This is a genomic window from Geodermatophilus sp. SYSU D00684 (assembly GCF_054050455.1).
Genome location: NZ_JBJGZI010000011.1, coordinates 131,269 through 151,317, shown reverse-complemented (window position 1 = coordinate 151,317; position 20,049 = coordinate 131,269). Strand labels below are relative to the sequence as shown.

The following is a 20,049-nucleotide window of genomic DNA, read 5'->3' as shown; positions in this document are numbered from 1 at the left end:
GGCGCGCCCCGCGGCGGGGCGGGCGCGGGGGGGGGGGGGCGGCCCTCCCGCGCCCCGGCCCCCGCCCCCCCCCCCGCCCCCCCCCCCCCCCGCCCCCCCCCGCCCCCCCCCCCCCCCCCCCCCCCCGGCGAGCGGGGCGACCGCCCGCCGGGCGCCGGGTCAGGCGGGGACGGCCACCGGCCCGGTGGCGACCGCGGCGGAGGTGGCGACCGCGACGTCGGTCAGCTGCTCGGCCAGCGCGCGCCCGTGGGCGGCGGGGCCGTCGGGGCCGAGCAGGCCGCCGGAGAGGTACATGCCGTCGATGACCAGGTGGACCTGGGCGGCGAGGTCCTCGCCGAAGCCGGGGGCGACCTGCTCGGCCAGCCGCTCGAGGCGGGCGTGCAGCTCGAACTTGTAGTCGGCGGCCGCGCTGCGGGCCGGGTGCGCCGGGTCGTCGTACTCGCTGCTGACGTTGGTGAACGGGCAGCCGCGGAAGCCGGCGCGGGTGACGTCGGCGTCGACGTACTCGACGACGGCGAGCAGCGCGGCGCGCGGGTCGTCCTCGTGCAGCAGCAGGAGCTCGTCGATGTGACCGAGCACCGTGGCGGCCTTGCGGGCCAGGTAGGCGCCGACCAGCTCGTCCTTGCTCTTGAAGAGCCGGTAGACGGTCATCTTGCCCAGGCCCGTCTCGCGGACGAGCTCGTCCATGCCGACGCTGCGCGAGCTGCGGGCGGAGAACAGCCGCTCCGCGGTGTCGAGGACGATCGCCTCCCGCTCCGCGCGGCTGCGGCGGACCGGGGAGGGGCTGTCGGCGTCGGCGTCGGCGTCGGCGAAGGAGAGGGCGGCGGCGGTCACACGGGGGATCGTGCCGCCTGCCGTGACGGATCAGTTCGCGGCACGCCGGGCACCCGGCACGGCTGCGCGCTCGTGGGTGCCGAGGGGCGAACGCGCAGGTCGGGGCGGTGGTGAACGGTGGGACCGCTGTGACGACGCGTCCGGTGCGACGTCAGGCGCGGCGGGTGCGGCGCGGGTTGGCCAGCAGTCGGACGACGCGCTCGGCGGCCGTCCGGTCGGCGCCGGACCCCGGGGCCGGCGGGGTGCCGGGGGCGTCGTCGGGGGTCCGGTCCTCGGGCTGCACCTGGTCCATGCGGGCCAGCCTGCCCCTCCCCGGCCTGCGGAGACAGCCCCGGACGGAGGCCACACCCACCCGGGCGGTGAGACGTGCGTCACCCCGGGGCGCGGCACGGCCGGGTCGCCGGGCCGCGCCGCGCCCCCGGGTGGGACGGGTCCGTCCGGTCAGACGTCGGGGCTCTCGGCGGGGCCGTCGCCCAGCGGCCGGCCCTCGGCGGGCTCCTCGGAACGCGGGGTGCGCCCGGCGTCCCCCTCGTCGCCGGGCGGGTCGCCCTCCGCGCGCTCGGGCGTGCGCGGCGGCCGTTCGGGCTCGGTCACGGCGTCCTCCTCGGGATGCGGCGGTGCGGTCGGGGAGGCCTTGCCCACCTGCGCGCCCGCCAACCCCGGCTCAGTCCACGCGGGTCGCCGCGGGCACCCGCGGCAGGACCGCCCGGACGGCGTCGGCGTCGGGCAGGGCGCCCCGCGCCCCCGGCCCGGTCGTCGACAGGGCCGCCGCCGCGACCGCCTCGCGCACCGCGCCGGCCAGGTCTGCGCCCCGCGCCAGGGCGGCGCCGAGCGCGCCGCACAGGCAGTCGCCCGCGCCGGTGGTGTCCACGGGCTCGACCGGCGGCGGCGCCTGCAGCAGCACCGGGCCGTCCTCCGGCACCACCAGCGCCCCCCGGGCGCCGAGGGTCACCACGGTGGCCGCCGCGCCGAGGGTGCGGGCGAGGGAGGCCAGCTCCGCCGGCGTCCGCGGCCCGGGGTCCGCGCCGGCCAGCTGCACCAGCTCGTGCTCGTTGGGCACCAGCACCGCCACCCGCCGCAGCAGCTCCGGCGGCAGCGGCTGCGGCGGCGCGGGGGTGAGCACGACGGTGCCCGACGCCGCGTCCGCGGCCGCCTGCACGGTGGCCAGCGGCACCTCGAGCTGCAGCAGCACCACCGCGGCCCGGTGCACGGCCGGCACGTCGACGTCGTCCGGCGTCAGCTCCCCGTTGGCCCCCGGGACGACGACGATGAGGTTCTCCCCGCTGCCGTCCTCGACCGGGATCGTCGCCGAGCCGGTCGGCTGCCCCGGCGTGGGGAGGACCAGCGCCGTGTCCACCCCGGCGTCGGCCAGCGCCGCCCGCTGCCGCTCCCCGGCCGGGTCGTCGCCCACCCGGCCGACCATCGCCACCCCGGACGCGGCCAGCCGCCCCGCGGCCGCCGCCTGGTTGGCGCCCTTGCCGCCCGGGGCGCGCACCGCCTCCCGCCCGACGACGGTCTCGCCCCGCCCGGGCAGCCGCCCGACCGCGACCAGCACGTCCTCGTTCAGGCTGCCGACGACGGTGACGGACACGGGCGACCTCCGGGAGCGCGGCGACGACGGCGCTCAGTCTGCGGGCCGCTCCCCCTCGTACCGCGGGCCGGGCTCCGAGGCGGTGTCCGCGCGCCGCGCCCACAGGGGCAGCCCGTACCAGGTGGCCGTCCCGACGAGCAGGACGCCGACCCCGGCGACGACGCCGGGCCCGCGGCCCAGGACGACGTCGAGGACGAGCAGCACGCCGGAGCTGATCGCCAGCACCAGCAGCGCCAGGCCGACCAGGAGCAGCCGGTCGCCGACCACGATGAGCACCGCCTTGCGCCGCCGGCGGAACACCAGCCGGTGGAAGGCGACCGGGGCGATGAGGGCGACCGTCGCCAGCGCCGAGGCCAGCAGCGTCACGGTGTAGACGGTGAGCTGGAAGCCGTCGAGCTCGGTGAACCGCTGGGTGAAGGCCAGGCCGAGCAGGAAGGCGAACAGCACCTGGACGCCGGTGATCGCGACGCGCAGCTCCTGCAGCAGCTCGGCGAGGTTGCGGTCGAGGACCTGGTCGAGGCTCTCCCCGCGGGCCGCGGCGTTCTGGGTCGCGGTGGAGACGTCGAAGCCGCCGGCGCGCCCGCGCGTCGTCGTCCTCCCGTTGCCGTCCTCGCCCGGCCCCACGTCCCCCGGGTACCCGGGACGGCGGCCGCCTACCCGGGCCCGTGCGCCGTTTCCCGAGGTCCGGCCCGCGGTACCGCCCGGGGAGGACCGACCGAGGAGGGGCCGTGGCCGAGGACGACCGGGACGCGATCAGGGAGGGCTTCGACGAGGCGGTCAACATGAGCGCCTCGGAGCTGGAGAGGTGGCTGGACACCGACGAGTCGCGGTCCGTGGGGCAGAAGAGCGGCGGGTCGGGGGAGTCCACCGGGCACGAGTCCGGCCGGCGGATCGTCGAGCTCCTGCACAAGGAGGAGGGCGACCTCACCGACGACGACTACGCGCACATGCGGAAGGTCCACGGTTACGTCCAGCGACACCTGGCCCAGGAGCCGGCGAAGGAGGACGTCGAGGACTCCAGGTGGCGGTACTCGCTGATGAACTGGGGCCACGACCCGCTGAAGAAGGGCTGACCCCGCCCCGTGCGCATCGACGACCCCCGCCGCAACGACCCGGCCCAGTACGACGACCTGGCCGACCAGTGGTGGGAGGTCTCGGGCGGCTTCGCCATGCTGCACTGGCTGGCCGCCCACCGGGCCCGGTACATCCCCCCGGCGCCGGCCCCCGGCGCCCTGCTGGTCGACCTCGCCTGCGGCGGCGGGCTCATGGCGCCGCACGCCGCCCGCCTGGGCTACCGGCACGTCGGCGTGGACCTGGGTGCCGCCGGGCTGGCGGTGGCCGCCCGGCACGGGGTGTGCGCCGTCCGCGGCTCGGTGCTCGCGGTGCCGCTGCGGGACGGGTGCGCCGACGTCGTCGTGGCCGGGGAGATCCTCGAGCACGTCGCCGACGACGTCGCGGTGCTCGCCGAGGCCGCGCGGCTGCTCCGCCCCGGCGGCACGCTGGTCATCGACGCCATCGCCGCGACCCGGCTGGCGGAGCTGATCGCCGTCCGGCTCATGGAGCGGGTCCCCGGCGGGCCGCCGCCGGGCATCCACGACCCCGCGCTGTTCGTCGACCGGCGCCGGCTGCTCGCCGCCGCCGACGGCCTCGGCCTGGACCTGCGGCTCGTGGGGCTGCGCCCGTCGGTGCGCGACCTGGTCGCCTGGCGGCTCGGCCGGCGCGACGTCGTCCGGATGCGGGAGCTGCCCACGACGGCGGTGCTGTTCGCCGGCCACGGCCGCCGGCGCGACGCTGCGCGTCCGCCGGGTGACGGCACGCCACCCGAGGAGCGCCGCACCGCCTCCGCCCGTACGGTCGGGGCGTGATCACCTCGCTGAGCAGCGCGTTCCCCCGGGAGCCCCGCGGGTGAGCGCCGCCGTGCTGACCGGCGCCGGGGCCGCCCTCCCGGCGACCCTCGACCAGGACGCGGCGTGGGAGGGCTTCTTCGCCCGGCACTACGAGGGCGTCCGCGCCGCCCGGCGGATCTGGGCCAGTGCCGGCGTGCGCACCCGGCACGCGGTGGCCAACCCGGTCGACGAGGACCTCAGCCGGTGGAGCACCGGCGCCCGGATGGCCCGCTACGTGGAGGAGGCGCTGCCGCTGGGGAAGCAGGCGGTCGCCGGGGCGCTCGACGACGCCGGCCTCGCGCCGGGCGACGTCGGCCTGTTCGCCGTCGCCACCTGCACCGGGTACGCCACCCCCGGGCTGGACATCCGGCTGGCCAGCGACCTGGGCATGCCCGCGGGCCTGCAGCGGCTGCTGGTCGGGCACATGGGCTGCTACGCCGCGCTGCCCGGGCTGGCCGCCGTCGGTGACTTCGTGACCGCGCGCTCCCGCCCGGCCGTGCTGCTGTGCTGCGAGCTGACCAGCCTGCACGTGCAGCCGGCCCAGCGGGACCTGGACCAGGTGGTCGCGCACGCGCTGTTCTCCGACGCCGCGGCCGCCGTCGTCGTCGAGCCCGGCGCCGGGCGCGGGCGGCGGCTGGCCGGCGTGGTCGCGCGCACCGACCCCTCCACGGCAGACCACATGACCTGGGACGTCACCGACCTCGGCTTCCGCATGGGCCTGTCCCCGCGGGTGCCCGACGTGCTGTCCCGGCACGTGGGCGACGTCGTCGCGGAGCTGCTCGACGGCGCGGGACTGCGGGTCGAGGACGTCGCCGGGTGGGCGGTGCACCCCGGGGGCCCGCGGATCATCGACGTCGTCCGTGACGAGCTCGGCCTCGCCGAGTCGCACGTCGCCGCGTCCCGCCGGGTGCTGGCCGAGCACGGCAACTGCTCCTCGGCGACCGTGCTGCTGGTGCTGCAGGAACTGGCCGACGTCGAGGGCCCGGTGGTCGCGATGGCCTTCGGTCCGGGGTTGACCCTGTACGCAGCGTTGCTCCTGCCGACCTGACCTCCCGGAACCGCCTGTTCCCGCACTACCCTCTGTGATCGCGATCACGATCGAGGAGGGGGTTCGGTCATGGTCACCGGTGCGTCCGTCCGCGTGTTCCTCGTCGACGACCACGAGGTGGTGCGCCGCGGCGTGGCCGAGGTCCTCGAGGACGACCCCGGGCTCGCGGTGGTCGGCGAGGCGGGGAGCGTCGCGGAGGCCCTGGCCCGCTGCCCGGCGGTCCGGCCCGACGTCGTCCTCGTGGACATGCGGCTGCCCGACGGCGACGGCGCCGAGCTGATCCGCCGACTGGCGGAGCGGCTGCCGGGCGTCCGCTGCCTGGTGCTGTCCAGCTACGCCGACGAGGCGGCGGTCGCCGCGGCCGCGTCGGCGGGGGCGGCCGGCTACGTCGTCAAGCAGGTGCGCGGCGCGGACCTGGTCTCGGCGGTGCACACGGTCGCGGGCGGCGGCACGCTGGGCGGCTGGCCGGGGCGGCGGCCGGCGGCCGGGCCGGACGGCGACCGGCGGCTGGCCGCGCTCACCGAGCAGGAGCGCACCGTGCTCATGCTCATCGGGGAGGGGCTGACCAACCGGCAGATCGGCGAGCGGATGGGCCTGGCCGAGAAGACGGTCAAGAACTACACCAGCCACCTGCTGGCCAAGCTGGGGCTGGAGCGGCGGACCCAGGCCGCGATCCTGGCCACCGAGCTGCGCGGCCGCCGGTCCTCCTGACCGGGGGCCGCGCGCTCAGGACCGCTGCGCCCGCCCCGGCACCGTCCAGCTCACCTGGGTGCCGGCCGGGCCCCCGGTCGCGGTCAGCCGCCCGCCGCGGCGCTCGGCCCGCTCGGCCAGGTTGGCCAGCCCGCTGCGGCGAGTGACCTCGGGCAGCCCGCGGCCGTCGTCGGTGACCCGGACGGACACCGGCGCGCCCGGCCCGTCCTCCCCGACCTCGACCGACACCTCGACCCGGCTGGCGCCCGCGTGCCGGACCACGTTGGTCACGAGCTCCCGCACCACCGCCAGCAGGTCGGTGGCCAGGCCCGCGGGCAGGCCGTCGAGGTCCCCGCGCAGTCGCAGCCCCGGCTGCACCGGGGAACCCTCGGTGGCCTGCCGCACGGCGTCGGCCACCCCCGCGGCCAGGCCCTCGGGGACGACGTCGTCGTGGAGGCCGAAGATCGCCGAGCGGATCTGCGCCAGCGTCCCGTCCAGCTCGTCGACGCTGCGCCCGATGCGGCGGGCGGCGTAGGGGTCGACGTCCTCCAGCGTCCGGCCGATGCGGTCGAGCGTCAGCGCCGTCGCGTAGATCCGCTGGACGACGTGGTCGTGCAGGTCGCGGGCGATCCGGTCGCGGTCGGCCTGCACCTGCAGCCGGCGCTCGCGCCGCTGGCTGCGCGCCAGCTCCAGTGCCAGCCCCGCCTGACCGGCGAACGCGGACAGCGCCTCGAGGACCTCGGCGTCGAACGGCTCGCGGTCGGCGCGGCGCAGGCAGACCAGGGTCCCCAGGGCCGGGCCGAGCGGGGCGATGACCGCGGAGCGGGCGCCGCGGACGAGCTCGACGGCGACCTCGGCGTGCCGGCCCAGCACGGGGTCCGCCGCGACGTCCTCCACCAGCTCCCCCAGCCCGGTGCGGTGCACCCGGCCGACGTGGGTGTCCTCCAGCGGGACCCGCACCCCGTCGAGCTCGCCGGCCATGTAGCCGGCCGAGGCCACGATGGTCAGCGCCTCGGGGTCGCCCTCCTGCGCCATGAGCAGCGCCCCGGCCTCGGCGTCGCTCAGCGCGACGGCCCGTTCGGCCACCGTCAGCAGCACCTCGGCCGGGTCCTCCCCCGAGAGCAGCTCGGTCGCCACCTCGGTGCCGGCCTGCACCCACGCCCGGCGGCGCTCGGCGGCCTCGGCCAGCCGCGCGTTCTCGATCGCCAGGCCCGCGGCGGCGGCCAGCGCCAGCACCGCCTCCTCGTCGGCCGCGGTGAAGGGGCCGCCGGTGCGCTTCTGGGTCAGGTAGAGGTGACCGAAGACGGCGTCGCGGACGCACACCGGCACCCCGAGGAAGGACTGCATCGGCGGGTGGCCGGCCGGGAAGCCGACGGAGGCGGGGTGGGACCCCAGGTCGTCGAGGCGCAGCGGCTCCGGGTGCTCGACCAGCAGGCCGAGGATGCCGGCGCCGGCCGGCAGGCGGTCGATGCCGCCGCGGGTCTCCTCGTCCATGCCGACGATGACGAACCGGTCCAGCCGTCGCCCGTCGCGGGTGAGGACGCCGAGCGCGCCGTAGCGGGCGTCGGCGTGCGCGACCGCCGCCTCGACGATGGCGTGCAGCGTGGCCTCGAGGTGCTCCCCGGCCGCGGCCGCCCGCACGCCGGCGGCGAGCGCCGGCGGTGCGCCCTCCGGGCCGGGCGGGGTCACGGCCCGTCCGGAGGGTCCCTGGTGTGCGCCGGGCTGGTCGCCCGCCGGGGGAGTCACGCCACGGGGCTCACGCACCGTGGGCGAGGCGGCGGGCGGGTGAGCGCGGCGTGACCTGCCGCAGGAGGGCGCGTCCCGATCCGTTCACCAGCACCAGGTCACCGCCGCGGCCGGCCCCGACCAGGGCCTCGAGCAGCGGCCGCTCCAGGGTGGCGATGCGGACGCGGCCGGTCACGCCGGTCTCGCCGATGGCGCGGACGACCTGGGCCTCGATCCGCTCGAGGGCCACGGCGCGGGCCTGCTCCGCGGCCGCGCGCTGTCCGCTCAGCGTCCGCTCCCCACCGTCGACGACGTCGACGGCGAGCACGGTCCCCTCGCGCCGGGCCGCCTCGCGCAGCGCCCACACGAGCGCGCCGTAGCCGGAGGCCGAGCCGTCGACGTGGACGACGAGCGAGGGGGCGGGGCGGCGGGACAGCTGGGGAACGAGGCGGACGGGCTCGACGGGCGGAACGGACCGGTCCCCGGGCGGAACTGGAGCGGTCGAATCTGCCATGTAGTGATCCTCGCGACACGCGGCGCATCCGGACAGGGACCAAGGGCCCGGTCAGCGCCTGCGGGCCCCCGTGACGACGGCGGTGCCGTCCTCCCCTGGGCCGTGGACGTCGGCCCGCAGCCCGGCGGCGGCGAGCACCGCGGCGAGCACGGGCGCCTGGTCATCCCCGGCCTCGGCCAGCAGGACCCCGCCCGCGGCGAGCCAGCCCGGGGCGCCCGCGGCCACGCGGCGGTGCACGTCGAGGCCGTCCGCGCCCCCGTCGAGCGCCGTCCGCGGCTCGTGCAGGCGGGCCTCGGGCGGCAGGAGGGGCAGCGCCGCGGTGGGCACGTAGGGCGCGTTGACCACCAGGACGTCGACCCGTCCGCGCAGCCGCTCCGGCAGCGCGCCGAACAGGTCACCGCCGTGCACCTGCCCGCCCACGGGCGCGAGGTTGCGCCGGGCGTGGTGCAGCGCGGCGGGGTCGACGTCGGCGGCGTGCAGCTCGGCCAGCTCGACGGCGGTGGCCAGCGCGAGGCCGACCGCGCCGCAGCCGCAGCACAGGTCCACCGCGACCGGCGCCCGCCCGTGCCGGTCCCGGGCCGCCCGCGCCACCTGCACCGCCCGCTCGACCAGGGCCGCGGTGCGCCGGCGCGGCACGAAGACGCCGGGGCCGACGGAGACCCGCAGGCCGCAGAACTCGACCTCGCCGAGCACGTGCTCCAGCGGCTCCCCGGCCACCCGCCGTCCGGCGAGGGCGTCGAGCTGCTCCGGGGTGGCCGCGGCGGCGGTGAGCAGGCGCGCCTCGTCCTCGGCGAAGACGCACCCGGCGGCGCGCAGCCGCGCGACGAGGTGGTCGGATGCCGCGGGGGAGGGCTCCGCGCTCACCCCCGGCCTCCGCGGGACGGGTCCACGGGCAGACCCTGGCACGGCCGCCGGTGCGCGGCCGTGCCGGGCGGTCAGCGCGGGGACGCGGCCGGGACGTCCTCCCCGGCGGCGCGGGGCACGGGGGCGGCCCGCAGAGCGGCGCCCGGGGAGTCCGGCCGGCGGCGCTCGGCCCCGGTGGCCGCCTCCTCGTGCGCCGCGGCGGGCAGGGGGCGGCCGAGGTGGTACCCCTGCCCGTACCCGACGCCGAGCCCGCGGAGCGCGGCCAGCTCGTCGGCGGTCTCGATGCCCTCGGCCACGAGGTCCAGGCCGAGCGTCTGGCCCAGCTGCACGATCGCGCCGATGACGGCGTGGTCCTCCGGGCTCGTGGCCACGCCGTCGACGAAGGACTTGTCGATCTTGAGGACGTCGATGGGGAACCGGCGCAGGTAGCCCAGGGACGAGTAGCCGGTGCCGAAGTCGTCGAGGGCGAGCCGGACGCCGAGGTCCTTGACCTCCTCCAGCTTGCCGGTGGTGGCGGCGGCGTCCTGCACGAGCAGCGACTCGGTGATCTCGAGGGTCAGCCGCCGCGGGTCCAGGCCGGAGCGGTCCAGCGCCTCGGCGACGTCGCCGACGAGGCTGGGGTGCTGGAACTGGCGCACCGACACGTTGACGCTCATCCGCGGGCCGCTGCCGTCCGGGCGCTGCCACGCGGCGGCCTGGCGGGTGGCCTCCCGGAGCACCCAGCGGCCGATCGGGACGATCAGGCCGCTGTCCTCGGCCAGCGCGATGAACCGCGCCGGCGGCACCAGCCCGTGCGTGGGGTGCTGCCAGCGCACCAGGGCCTCGTAGCCGCTGGTCGTGGCCGACGCCAGGTCGACGATCGGCTGGTAGTGGAGGACGAGCTCCTGCCGGTCCAGCGCCTGGTAGAGGTCGGCGAGCAGGCGCTCGCGCTCGAGGTGGGCGGCGTGGTGGCTGGGCTGGAAGGTCTCGTAGCGCCCCTTCCCGCCGGACTTGGCCACGTACATGGCGATGTCCGCCGCGCGCAGCAGGCCCAGGCCGCTGGCGGCGCAGGTGGCCGAGGTGGCGATGCCCATGCTGACGCTGGCGCGGACGGCGCGGTCGGCGACGTGGACCGGCTGGGCGAGGGCGGCCAGCACCCGTTCGGCCACCTGGGGCGCCAGCTCGCCGCTGCGCGCGCCGCTCATCAGCACGGCGAACTCGTCGCCTGCCAGGCGGGCGAGCGTGTCCTCGGGGCGCAGGCAGCCGCCGACCCGCTGGGCGACCACCCGCAGCAGGGCGTCGCCGCCGTCGTGGCCGAGGTTGTCGTTGACGGTCTTGAGGTTGTCCAGGTCCAGGAACAGCACCGCCGCGGCGGTGCCGGTGGCCCGCTCGCGCGCCTCCGCCGCGCGCAGGCGCTCCATGAACAGCGCCCGGTTGGGCAGGCCGGTCAGGGGGTCGTGGAAGGCCTGCACGCGCAGCTGGTCCTCGAGCTCCTTGCGGTCGCTGGTGTCGCGCGTGGTGAGCACGATGCCGCTGACGGCGGGGTCGTCGAGCAGGTTGCGGGCGGCGGTGTCGGTCCAGCGCCAGGAGCCGTTGCGGTGCCGCATGCGCGCGGCCGGCCAGGTCGCCGGCGGCTCCCCGGCGACCACGCGGGCGAGGTGCCCGCGGAAGACCTGCACGTCCTCGGGGTGGACCAGGTCGTGGACGTCGGTGCCGATCAGCGTCCCCGGCGGATAGCCGAGGACCCAGCCCACCGACGGCGTCTGGTACGTGACGGTGCCCGCGGGATCGACGACGGTGATGACGTCCGAGGCGTTGCGGACCAGCGACCGGAAGTGCTCCCCCGCCTCGAGGGCGTCGAGGAGGCTGTTGAAGGCGCGGGCGGTCTCGCCGAGCTGGTCGTCGGAGTCCACGGTGATCCGCTGCGAGGTCGAGTGCGACCAGTCCCCGGTCCGGCTGGCGTGCGAGATGGTCTGCGCCACCGAGTGCAGGTGGGTGCTGAGGACGGCCAGCCGCCCGCCGACCAGGCACCGGCACAGCGCGTAGCTCAGCCCGCCGACCAGGAAGCCGGCACCGAGGCAGGCCGCCCGGAACACCGGGCGGTCGGCGTACTGGGCCGGGACCCCGAGGCCCGTGGCGAAGGGCGGGAACACCAGCCCGACCGCGATGCCGAGGCCGACCATCCACACCGCGAGGTCCCAGAACACCCGCGAGGTGAGACGGAAGCCCCGCGGCCGTCGCCGGTCGCCGTCGACCCGGAGCTGGAAGGCACTCATGCCCAGGACGTCGTCACCGTGCCCGGGCGCTTGAGGCCGGTGCCCGGAGATCACCCTCAGGGGGGTGCGCGGGCAGGAGGCGCGGCGCCGGACTCGATTCCGGCCGAACCGTGCCGATGGGGATCCCATGCGACTGGTTCCCGACACCTCCCCGGGCCGGCTCGTCGGCGAGGACGTCCGCGTCCCGACGGCCGGCGGGGGGCTCACCCGCTACGTCGACCTCGACGCCGCGGCCACCAGCTCGTCGTCGGTCCGGGTGGCCCGCGCGGTGCAGGAGTTCCTGCCCCGCTACTCGAGCGTGCACCGCGGCGCCGGCGCGAAGTCCCGGTACACCAGCGCCCGCTACGAGGCCGCCCGCGAGACCGTGCTCTCCTTCGTCGGGGCGGACCCCGCCACGCACGAGGCCGTCTTCGTCCGCAACACCACCGAGGCGCTGAACACGCTGGCGTTCCGGCTCGCGCTCGAGCCGGACGACGTGGTGCTCACCACCGCGGTCGAGCACCACGCCAACCTCCTGCCGTGGCGGCGCGCCGCGCGGCTGCGGGTGGTCGAGGTCGGCGCCGGGGGGACCTTCACGGCCGAGGACGTCGTCGCCGCGCTGGACCAGCGCCCGACCCCGCGCGTCCTGGCCCTCACCGGCGCCTCCAACGTCACCGGCTGGCTGCCCGACCTGGCCGCGATCACCGCCGCCGCCCGGGAGCGCGGCGTGTTCGTGGTGGTGGACGCCGCCCAGCTGGCGCCGCACCGGCCGATCGACGTGACCGCCCTCGGCGTCGACGCCCTCGCCCTGTCGGGGCACAAGGCGTACGCGCCCTTCGGCGCCGGCGCGCTCGTCGCCCCGCGGAGCCTGCTCGGCCGCGGCGAGCCGCTGCTGGTCGGCGGCGGCGCGGTCCGGGCGGTCTCCTTCGACGACGTCGTCTGGGCCGGCGCCCCCGACCGGGACGAGGCCGGCTCGCCCAACGTCGTCGGCGCGGTCGCCCTGGCCGCCGCGGCCGAGGAGCTGGCCGAGGACTGGCCCGGCCTGCTCGCCCACGAGCGCGCCCTCACCGCCGCGCTGGACGCCGAGCTCGCGACGGTCCCGGGGCTGCGCCGCCTCGGCCCGGCGACGGGGGACCGGCTGCCGGTGGCGGCCTTCCTCCTCGACGGCCTCCCGCACGGTCTGGTGGCCACCCGGCTGTCCGCGGAGTTCGGGATCGGCGTGCGCAGCGGCTGCTTCTGCGCCCACCCGTACATGGCCCGCCTGCTGGAGCTGAGCGAGGAGCAGGTCCGCGCCTTCCACGACGCGGCCCGGGCCGGCGAGGTCCGGCTGCCCGGCGCCGTGCGCGCCAGCGCCAACCGCGGGACGACCCTCGACGACGTCGCGGCGCTCGGGGCCGCGCTGCGCACCGTGGCGGCGACGCCGGAGGAGAGCGCCCGCTACCGCGTCGACGAGCGGGGCGAGTACCTGCCCGGCGACGCGCGGACGCCGGTCCTGCTGGGGGCATGACCCTGTGCCGCGTCCGGCAGCTGCCCGTGCGGCGGACGCCGGTCGTCCGCTGCCGCCCGTGGCGGCGCCGGGCAGCTCAGACGCGGTCCAGCAGCGAGCGCAGCGGCGGCGGGACCGCCGCGGGCTCCAGCCGCTCGACGAGGGCGTGCGCGTAGCGGGCCTTGCGCCCGCTGGTGGTGCCGAGGAAGCGGCGCAGCTGCGCCTCGGCCGGCCGCCCGCGCTGCGCCGGCTGCCGCCGGAAGGTGGCCAGCGCGTGGGCCTCGCGGTGCTCGGCGACGGCCGCCTCGACCCCGGCCGTCCCCACCGCCCGGATCAGCTCGTCCTCGAGGTCGGCGACGCAGGCGAAGAACCCCGCCGCCGCCGGGTCGGGCACCCCGAGCGCCCGGCGGACGACGTCCCGCTCGGCGTGGTCGTAGAGGCCGGCCACGCGGACGCCGGGACCGGTCGCGGCGAGGTGGCGGCGCACGGCGTGCACCCCGCCCATGGCGACGACGTCCACGCCCTCGGCGGCCAGGTGCCGGCCCCGGCCCCGCGCGGCGGCCAGCACGGCCTCGCGGTCACTGACCCCCTCGACGAGCACCACGGTGCGGAGGACGGGCGGGAGCGGCACGGGCGGACGGTCCCACGCGGGGGGCGGGGAGGCCACCGGGTTGCCGGGCGGAGCGGAGGAGAGCGGGTGACGGGAATCGAACCCGCACTGTCAGCTTGGGAAGCTGATGTTCTGCCATTGAACTACACCCGCGAGGGCCTGACGGCCGGACGCCAGCGTAGCAAGGACGGCCGGATCGGTCGGCAGGCCGGGGGTCAGCCGGCGGGCCGGGGGCTGCGGATGGTCACCGTGGTCCCCTCCGGGCCCGGCACCGCGGTGATGTCGGCGAACGCGCTCATGAGCATCGACCCGCGGCCGCGGTCCATGCTCGACGTCCGCTCCTTCCACTGCCCGTGGTCGCGCACCGCGATCTCCACCGCGCCGTCGTCGACGGCCACCCGGACGTCCACGTACGGCTCGCGCGGGTCCTGCGCGTGCTCCACCGCGTTGGTGGCGGCCTCGCAGGCGGCCAGCACGAGGTCGTAGACGCGGTCCTCGTCGAGGCCGGCGTCGGTGAGCAGCGCCCGCAGCCGGCGGCGCAGCGGCGGGATCGCCGCCGCGCTGGAGGGGAACCGCCAGGCCGTCGTCGTCGCGCCCGGGAGGTGCGCCGGGGCCGGCGCCGCGGGGACGGCCGGGACGACGTCGGCGGCACGGGGGTGCGGCGGCGCGGGAGCGGGGACGGCCGGGGCGGACGGCGACGGCGCGGCCGGGGGCGCCGGCTCCCGCCGTCCCCGCGCGCGCTCGAGGACCGCGCGCAGCCGGCCGAGCAGCTCCGCGGACTCGAAGGGCTTGGGCAGGTAGTCGTCGACGCCGGCGTCGAAGCCCTCGACGGCGGCCTCCTGGCCGGCCCGCGCGGTGAGCATGACCACCGGGACGGCGCGCGTCCCCGGGTCGGCCCGCAGCGCGCGCAGCAGCCCGAACCCGTCCAGGCGCGGCATCATCACGTCGGTCAGGACGACGTCGGGGAGCACCCGGGCGACGTCGTCCAGGGCCGCCTCGCCGTCGGCCGCCGTCCGCACCGTCCACGACGGCGACAGCAGCCGGGTGAGGTAGGCGCGCATGTCGGCGTTGTCGTCGACCACGAGCACGGTGCCCAGCGGGTCGGACGGCGGCGTGGGCCGGCGCGGGTCGTCGTCCCACGGGGTGAGCGCGGCCGCGCGGACCGCGGGCGCCGACGCGGGCGGCGGGGTGTCGGTGTCGGGCTCGCCGAAGGGCAGTCGCACGGTGAAGGTGCTCCCGGTGCCGGGCTCGCTCTCCGCCGACACGGTGCCGCCGTGCAGCGCGACCAGCTCGCGGACCATCGCCAGGCCCAGGCCGGTGCCCTCCCGGCTGCGCGCGGGGGAGCCGGCCACCCGGTGGAACCGCTCGAACAGCGCCGGCAGCTCGGCGGCGGGGATGCCCACGCCGGTGTCGGCCACCCGCAGGACCACCGCGTCGTCCTCGGCGCGCAGCGAGACGGTGATGCCGCCGACGAAGGTGTACTTGACCGCGTTGGCGACCAGGTTGAGGACGACCTTCTCCCACATCCCCGGGTCCACCGCGGCAGGGCGGGGCAGCGGCGGGCAGTCGACGTCGAGGGTCAGGCCGGCCCGCTCGGCCGCGGCGCGCAGCACGCCGGCCAGCTCGGTGGTGCAGGCGGCGAGGTCGGTGGCCACCCGCACCGCCGCGGTGCGCCCGGCCTCGATGCTGACGAACTCGAGCAGGTCGTCGACCAGGCGCTTGAGCCGCTGGCCGTTGCGCAGGGCGAGGGCGAGCTGCTCGCGCACCGGCTCCGGCAGCTCCCCGCCGGACGCGGCGAGCGCGTCGGCGATCGGGGCCAGCAGCAGGGTCAGCGGGGTGCGCAGCTCGTGGCTGACGTCGGAGAAGAACGTCGTCTTGGCCCGGTCCAGCTCGGCCAGGGCCTCCGCGCGGGCGCGCTCGGCGGCGTAGGCCCGCGCGTCGGTGACCGCGCCGGCGACCTGCGCGGCCAGCAGCTGGTGGAAGGTGCGGTGCTCCTCGTCCAGCGCCCGGTTGGGGCTGACGCCGACCAGCAGCGCGCCCACCGTCTCGCGGCCCGCCCCGCCCGACAGCGGCAGCGCGACCGCCCGCTCCACCTCGTCGCCGAACGGACCGCCGGGCACCTGCAGGGCGGCGACGTCGACCGCGCCGAGCTCGGCCGCCGCGCCCACCGCGGCCGGCAGCGCCGCGGCGTCGACGCCCGCGGTGGCCACCCGGTGCAGCCGGCCCTCGTCGTCGGCCAGGTAGACCGCGGCCAGCGGCACGTCGAGCGGGTCGGCCTCCAGCGCCCCGCACACCCGGACGGCGAGGTCGCGCTCGTCCTCGCGCCGGCCCGCCGCGGTGGCCACCCCGTGCAGCAGCCGCTGCCGCCGCTCGGCCACCACCTGGCGGGTCACCTCGGTGCACACCGCGTGCATCCCGGCCACCTCGCCGTCGTCCCCGAACGCGGGGGCGTGCGAGACGGTGAAGTAGGTCTCCTCGCGGTAGCCGGCGCGCTCGAGCAGCAGCAGGAGCTGGGGGATCCACGAGGCCTCGCGGGTGGCCATGGCCCGCTCGACCGGCTCCTGCAGCGCGGCCCAGCCCTCGGCGAGGGTGATCCGCAGGTCGTCGCCGATGGCGCTGGGGTGCTTCGCGCCGATGAGCGTGGCGTAGGCGTCGTTGTAGAACTGCGTGTACTCCGGACCCCAGGTCAGGATCATGGGGAACCGGGAGGCCAGCACGGTGCGGACGGCGTAGCGCAGGCTCGCCGGCCACGTCTCCACCGGGCCGAGCGGCGTCGTCGACCAGTCGAAGGCGGCCATCAGCCGCCCGTTCTCGCTGCCGCCGGCGAAGACGTCCTCGGTGCCGGGACCCGGCGCGACGTCGCGGACCCGACCGCCCACGACGGGTTCGGCAGCCACGCACACCTCCCGGCACAGCCGTGCGGACGCGCGGGCGGGACCGCCGCCACCGCGTCAGGACCTCGGGAGCCGAGCTGCTCCCCGCTGCTCGCACGGTACATCCGTGACCTGGGACCCCACCGGCGGTGCCGGGGTCAGCGCCGCATCTCGGCCAGGAACCCGGTGGCCTCCGAGCGCAGCCGCTCGGCCATCTGCGACAGGCCGGTGACGTCGGTGTCCGCGGTGCCCAGCGACGCCGAGCCGTCGACCGCCGCGGCGATCCCGTCGACCAGGCCGTTCATGTCGGTGACCGTGGTGCCGACCGAGCCGATGACGGCGGTGACGTCGTCGCAGGCCGCGCGGATCGCCTCGACCTGCGCGGTCACCCGCTCGGTGGCCTGCGCGGTCTGGTCGGCGAGGTCCTTGACCTCGGAGGCGACGACGGCGAAGCCCTTGCCCGCCTCCCCGGCGCGGGCGGCCTCGATGGTGGCGTTGAGCGCCAGCAGGCGGGTCTGCGCGGCCACCGACTCGATCAGGGCGATGACCTCGCGGATCTCGGCCGAGGTGCGGGTCAGGGAGGCGAGCGTGCCGGTCGCGTTGCCCACCTCGGCCGACGCCGCCGACGCCGCGCTGGTCAGCCCGGCGGCGGACGCGCTCATCTCCGTGGCCGCCGTCGCGACCTGCTCGCTCATCGCCAGCACCACCGACTCGAACGCGTCGGCCAGCCGCAGCCGCGAGGTCTGCGCCTCGGTGACCCGCCCGGCGGTCTCGCGCATGGCGTCGCGGGCGGTGTTGATGTCGGTGGCCGCGTGCCGGTAGGCGCCGTGCAGCCCGGTGCGCAGCACGCTGCGGTGGAAGCGGCCCTCGGCGGCGGCGGCCAGCGCCGCCCGGGACTCGCGCACGAACGCGTCGCTGACGTCGAGCGCGCGGTTGACGCCGTGCCGCAGCGCGACCAGCTCCGGCACGGCGTCCGAGCCGTCGACCGGCACGGCGCGGGCCTCCAGGTCGCCGCGCGCGGCCGCCTCGCAGGTCTCGGTCAGCCGCCGCACGAACGCGCGGTAGACCTCGAGCTCCGCGGCGTCGGATCGGGTGCGGGAGCGGGCCATCTCAGTCCTCCTCCTGGGCGACGACCGACCACACGAAGTCCTCGTAGGACGCCGCGTGCTCGGCGATCAGCCGGTCGAACAGCTCGGACGACGCCGCGACGGCCGCGCGGGCGTTCGGGTGCCGCCGCTCCTCGGCCAGGAGGCGCTCGTAGATCGGGCGGACGCGGTCCACCGCCCGCCGGGAGGGCCGGCGGCGGTTGGAGTGGTAGCCCACGACCGACCCGTCGGCGCCGTAGGACGGCGTCACGTGCGCCAGCACCCAGTAGTGCGCGCCGTCGGCGGCCAGGTTGTTGATGTAGGCGAACAGCTCCTGGCGGGCGGCGAGGGTGTCCCACAGCAGCCTGAACACCGCGCGCGGCATCTCGGGGTGCCGGATGAGGTTGTGCGGCTGCCCGATGACCTCGTCGAGGGAGTAGGCGCCCACCCGCAGGAACACGTCGTTGGCGTACGTGATCACCCCGCGCGGGTCGGTCTTGGAGACGATGAGCTCCTCGGCCGCGAAGGTCCGCTCCTCACCCGTCGGCCGCACGGCGAGGCGGCCGGCGCGCGGGGCGGTCCGGGGGTGGGTGTCCAGCACGCGGTGTCCTCCTGCGTCCGGTGGGTCGTCCCGGCAGGTATCGGCAGGATCCGTCCGGACGCGACCCGAGAGGGGCGCTCCGGGACCTTGGTCCCGCGGGAAGCGGGGGGCGCGCCGGGCGGCCTCCCTAGACTCCGCGCCATGCTGCTGTCCGACCGCGACATCCGCGCCGCGATCGCCGAGGGGCGTCTCGGCATCGAGCCGCACGACGCGGGGCTGGTGCAGCCCTCGAGCATCGACGTCCGGCTCGACCGCTACTTCCGGGTGTTCAACAACGCCCGCTACACCCACATCGACCCCGCCCAGCAGCAGGACGACCTGACCACCCTGGTCGAGCCCGACGGCGACGAGCCGTTCGTCCTGCACCCCGGCGAGTTCGTCCTCGGCTCCACCCTCGAGGTCGTCACCATCCCCGACGACCTCGCCGCCCGGCTGGAGGGCAAGAGCTCGCTCGGGCGTCTGGGCCTGCTCACCCACTCCACGGCGGGCTTCGTCGACCCCGGCTTCTCCGGCCACATCACGCTGGAGCTGTCCAACGTGGCCAACCTGCCGATCACGCTGTGGCCGGGCATGAAGATCGGCCAGCTGTGCCTGTTCCGGCTCACCGGCCCGGCCGAGCACCCGTACGGCTCGGCGGTGTACGGCTCCCGCTACCAGGACCAGCGCGGGCCGACGCCGTCGCGCTCGTTCCGCAACTTCACCCGCGCGGAGACCCGGCGGCCGCAGGGCTGACGGCCGCGGGGGACCAGCCGGGCACCTCGTCGTCGACGAACCGGTCCCGGGTGACCAGCCACCCGGTGACCGTGAGCCCGACGGTGGCGACGGCGACGAGCACGAACATGCCGGTGTAGCCGCCGGTCGCACCGCGCAGCACGCCGACCAGCAGCGGCCCGGCGCCGGCCAGCACGTAGCCCCAGCCCTGGGTGACCGTGGACAGCGCCGCCGTCGTCTCCGGCGTCCGGGCGCGCAGCCCGATCAGCGCCAGCACCATGCTGAAGGTGCCCATGCCGACGGCGAGCACGCTCATCCACAGCCACGGCAGCGTGCGCGGGGCCAGCCACAGCCCGGCCCAGCCGACGACGTAGCAGGCCATGAAGCCCAGCAGCAGCGGCCGCTGCCACCGCTGGCGGACGGTGAGCGACGGGGTGACCGCGTTGACCGGGATGACGACGACCGAGTTGATCCCCAGCAGCAGCCCGGCGGTGGCCGCGCTCAGGCCGGAGTCGCGCAGGTACTGCGCCGACCAGCCCATGACGACGTAGGCCTGCGTCGCCTGCAGGCCGAAGAAGGCGGCCAGGGTGAGCGCCAGCGGGCTGCGGGCCAGCGGCGCCATCCGCACCGCGCGGTGGGTGCCCCGGCCCGCGCCGGGCGAGCGCGGGGCGAGGAGCCACGGCACCGCGGCGACCAGCGCCAGCAGTGCCCACACGCCGATCGCCCACCGCCAGCCGCCCGGGCCGACGGCGGCGGCGATCGGCGCGGTGGAGATCGCCGCGACGGCGCCGCCGATGGCCATGGACGCGCTGTAGGCGCCCACCAGCAGGCCGGTGCGCTCGGGGAACCAGCGCTTGACCAGGCCGGGCAGCAGCACGTTGCCGAGCGCGCCGCCGACCATCGCCAGCACGGTGCCGGCGACGAACAGCGGGAACGAGTCGACGACCGCCCGCAGCACCAGCCCGGCGGCCATGGTGAGCAGCGCGCCGGCCAGCACGTGGGCGTCCCGGAACCGCGCGGCCAGCGGCGGCCCGGCGAAGCCGATCGCGGCGAAGCACAGCACCGGCAGCGTCGTCACCACACCGGCCGCGGCGCTGGAGACGCCCAGCCCGCGCTCGAGCTCCTCGAGCACCGGGCCGACGGTGGTCACCGCCGTCCGCAGGTTCGCGGCGGTCAGCACGATGGCGACCCCGACGAGCGCGAGACCGCGCCGTCGCTCGCCGGCCGTCGGGATCGGGGGAGCGTCGTCGGCCGTGCGGGTCACCCGTCGATGGTCCCCCGCGCGCCGGCCCGACCC

General features: G+C 77.4%; 20 protein-coding genes and 1 tRNA gene. 6 read left to right on the top strand and 15 right to left on the bottom strand.

The window, feature by feature from the left end; genetic code table 11:
* Positions 1-159: 159 nt before the first annotated feature.
* The 5 genes from ACI79L_RS10365 to ACI79L_RS10345 form a co-directional block, all read right to left on the bottom strand.
* On the bottom strand, positions 160-834 hold the full coding sequence (locus ACI79L_RS10365) for a TetR/AcrR family transcriptional regulator (RefSeq protein WP_456936704.1): 675 nt from the start codon (positions 832-834) through the stop codon (positions 160-162).
* Between the two features lie 151 nt (positions 835-985).
* Positions 986-1,126, bottom strand: coding sequence for a hypothetical protein (locus ACI79L_RS10360; RefSeq protein WP_456936703.1), 141 nt, complete (start codon positions 1,124-1,126; stop codon positions 986-988).
* A gap of 149 nt (positions 1,127-1,275) precedes the next feature.
* Positions 1,276-1,428, bottom strand: coding sequence for a hypothetical protein (locus tag ACI79L_RS10355; protein WP_456936702.1), 153 nt, complete (start codon positions 1,426-1,428; stop codon positions 1,276-1,278).
* Positions 1,429-1,498: 70 nt separating this feature from the next.
* Complete coding sequence (locus ACI79L_RS10350) at positions 1,499-2,425, bottom strand: PfkB family carbohydrate kinase (RefSeq protein WP_456936701.1); 927 nt, start codon at positions 2,423-2,425, stop codon at positions 1,499-1,501.
* Between the two features lie 33 nt (positions 2,426-2,458).
* Positions 2,459-3,049, bottom strand: a complete 591-nt coding sequence (locus tag ACI79L_RS10345; RefSeq protein WP_456936700.1) for a DUF6328 family protein — start codon at positions 3,047-3,049, stop codon at positions 2,459-2,461.
* 104 nt (positions 3,050-3,153) lie between these two features.
* Here ACI79L_RS10345 and ACI79L_RS10340 point away from each other — a divergent pair, with 104 nt between their 5' ends.
* From ACI79L_RS10340 to ACI79L_RS10325, 4 genes are all read left to right on the top strand, one after another.
* The gene (locus ACI79L_RS10340; protein ID WP_456936699.1) at positions 3,154-3,498 is read left to right on the top strand and encodes a DUF3140 domain-containing protein; all 345 of its coding nucleotides are present in this window, start codon (positions 3,154-3,156) and stop codon (positions 3,496-3,498) included.
* 9 nt (positions 3,499-3,507) lie between these two features.
* On the top strand, positions 3,508-4,290 hold the full coding sequence (locus tag ACI79L_RS10335; protein ID WP_456936698.1) for a methyltransferase domain-containing protein: 783 nt from the start codon (positions 3,508-3,510) through the stop codon (positions 4,288-4,290).
* Between the two features lie 40 nt (positions 4,291-4,330).
* Positions 4,331-5,359 (top strand): type III polyketide synthase, encoded by a 1,029-nt coding sequence (locus ACI79L_RS10330; RefSeq protein WP_456936697.1) that lies wholly within the window; start codon positions 4,331-4,333, stop codon positions 5,357-5,359.
* A gap of 69 nt (positions 5,360-5,428) precedes the next feature.
* Positions 5,429-6,070 (top strand): response regulator transcription factor, encoded by a 642-nt coding sequence (locus ACI79L_RS10325; protein WP_456936696.1) that lies wholly within the window; start codon positions 5,429-5,431, stop codon positions 6,068-6,070.
* Positions 6,071-6,085: 15 nt separating this feature from the next.
* Here the strand turns inward: ACI79L_RS10325 and ACI79L_RS10320 are convergent, their stop codons facing one another.
* From ACI79L_RS10320 to ACI79L_RS10305, 4 genes are all read right to left on the bottom strand, one after another.
* Positions 6,086-7,738, bottom strand: coding sequence for a GAF domain-containing protein (locus ACI79L_RS10320; protein WP_456936695.1), 1,653 nt, complete (start codon positions 7,736-7,738; stop codon positions 6,086-6,088).
* A 67-nt stretch (positions 7,739-7,805) separates the two neighbouring features.
* Entirely contained in the window at positions 7,806-8,288 is a 483-nt protein-coding gene (locus ACI79L_RS10315) for a universal stress protein (protein WP_456936694.1), read from the bottom strand.
* A 51-nt stretch (positions 8,289-8,339) separates the two neighbouring features.
* On the bottom strand, positions 8,340-9,152 hold the full coding sequence (locus ACI79L_RS10310; RefSeq protein WP_456936693.1) for a putative protein N(5)-glutamine methyltransferase: 813 nt from the start codon (positions 9,150-9,152) through the stop codon (positions 8,340-8,342).
* Between the two features lie 71 nt (positions 9,153-9,223).
* On the bottom strand, positions 9,224-11,407 hold the full coding sequence (locus tag ACI79L_RS10305) for a putative bifunctional diguanylate cyclase/phosphodiesterase (RefSeq protein WP_456936692.1): 2,184 nt from the start codon (positions 11,405-11,407) through the stop codon (positions 9,224-9,226).
* A 127-nt stretch (positions 11,408-11,534) separates the two neighbouring features.
* Here ACI79L_RS10305 and ACI79L_RS10300 point away from each other — a divergent pair, with 127 nt between their 5' ends.
* Entirely contained in the window at positions 11,535-12,893 is a 1,359-nt protein-coding gene (locus ACI79L_RS10300) for an aminotransferase class V-fold PLP-dependent enzyme (protein ID WP_456936691.1), read from the top strand.
* Between the two features lie 76 nt (positions 12,894-12,969).
* Here the strand turns inward: ACI79L_RS10300 and ACI79L_RS10295 are convergent, their stop codons facing one another.
* From ACI79L_RS10295 to ACI79L_RS10275, 5 genes are all read right to left on the bottom strand, one after another.
* The gene (locus ACI79L_RS10295) at positions 12,970-13,503 is read right to left on the bottom strand and encodes a TOPRIM nucleotidyl transferase/hydrolase domain-containing protein (RefSeq protein WP_456936690.1); all 534 of its coding nucleotides are present in this window, start codon (positions 13,501-13,503) and stop codon (positions 12,970-12,972) included.
* A 61-nt stretch (positions 13,504-13,564) separates the two neighbouring features.
* Positions 13,565-13,635: transfer RNA gene (locus ACI79L_RS10290), tRNA-Gly, on the bottom strand.
* Positions 13,636-13,697: 62 nt separating this feature from the next.
* A complete protein-coding gene (locus tag ACI79L_RS10285; protein WP_456936689.1) occupies positions 13,698-16,379 on the bottom strand; it encodes an ATP-binding protein in 2,682 nt (893 codons plus the stop codon).
* A 134-nt stretch (positions 16,380-16,513) separates the two neighbouring features.
* On the bottom strand, positions 16,514-17,464 hold the full coding sequence (locus ACI79L_RS10280) for a methyl-accepting chemotaxis protein (protein ID WP_456936688.1): 951 nt from the start codon (positions 17,462-17,464) through the stop codon (positions 16,514-16,516).
* 1 nt (position 17,465) lies between these two features.
* Positions 17,466-18,041, bottom strand: coding sequence for a PAS domain-containing protein (locus ACI79L_RS10275; RefSeq protein WP_456936687.1), 576 nt, complete (start codon positions 18,039-18,041; stop codon positions 17,466-17,468).
* A 141-nt stretch (positions 18,042-18,182) separates the two neighbouring features.
* On the opposite strand from ACI79L_RS10275, the gene dcd reads away from it, so the two are divergent.
* Positions 18,183-18,773, top strand: a complete 591-nt coding sequence (gene dcd, locus ACI79L_RS10270; protein ID WP_456936686.1) for a dCTP deaminase — start codon at positions 18,183-18,185, stop codon at positions 18,771-18,773.
* On the opposite strand, the gene ACI79L_RS10265 is transcribed toward dcd, so the two are convergent.
* The gene (locus tag ACI79L_RS10265) at positions 18,739-20,016 is read right to left on the bottom strand and encodes a CynX/NimT family MFS transporter (protein WP_456936685.1); all 1,278 of its coding nucleotides are present in this window, start codon (positions 20,014-20,016) and stop codon (positions 18,739-18,741) included. The genes dcd and ACI79L_RS10265 overlap by 35 nt on opposite strands.
* Between the last annotated feature and the right edge of the window lie 33 nt (positions 20,017-20,049).

What these genes read in the sequence shown, in the direction of transcription:
- ACI79L_RS10315 (WP_456936694.1), bottom strand. Translation starts at nt 8,288, where the DNA reads ATGGCAGATTCGACCGCTCCAGTTCCGCCCGGGGACCGGTCCGTTCCG.
- ACI79L_RS10300 (WP_456936691.1), top strand. Translation starts at nt 11,535, where the DNA reads ATGCGACTGGTTCCCGACACCTCCCCGGGCCGGCTCGTCGGCGAGGAC.
- ACI79L_RS10325 (WP_456936696.1), top strand. Translation starts at nt 5,429, where the DNA reads ATGGTCACCGGTGCGTCCGTCCGCGTGTTCCTCGTCGACGACCACGAG.
- ACI79L_RS10360 (WP_456936703.1), bottom strand. Translation starts at nt 1,126, where the DNA reads ATGGACCAGGTGCAGCCCGAGGACCGGACCCCCGACGACGCCCCCGGC.
- dcd (WP_456936686.1), top strand. Translation starts at nt 18,183, where the DNA reads ATGCTGCTGTCCGACCGCGACATCCGCGCCGCGATCGCCGAGGGGCGT.
- ACI79L_RS10280 (WP_456936688.1), bottom strand. Translation starts at nt 17,464, where the DNA reads ATGGCCCGCTCCCGCACCCGATCCGACGCCGCGGAGCTCGAGGTCTAC.
- ACI79L_RS10305 (WP_456936692.1), bottom strand. Translation starts at nt 11,407, where the DNA reads ATGAGTGCCTTCCAGCTCCGGGTCGACGGCGACCGGCGACGGCCGCGG.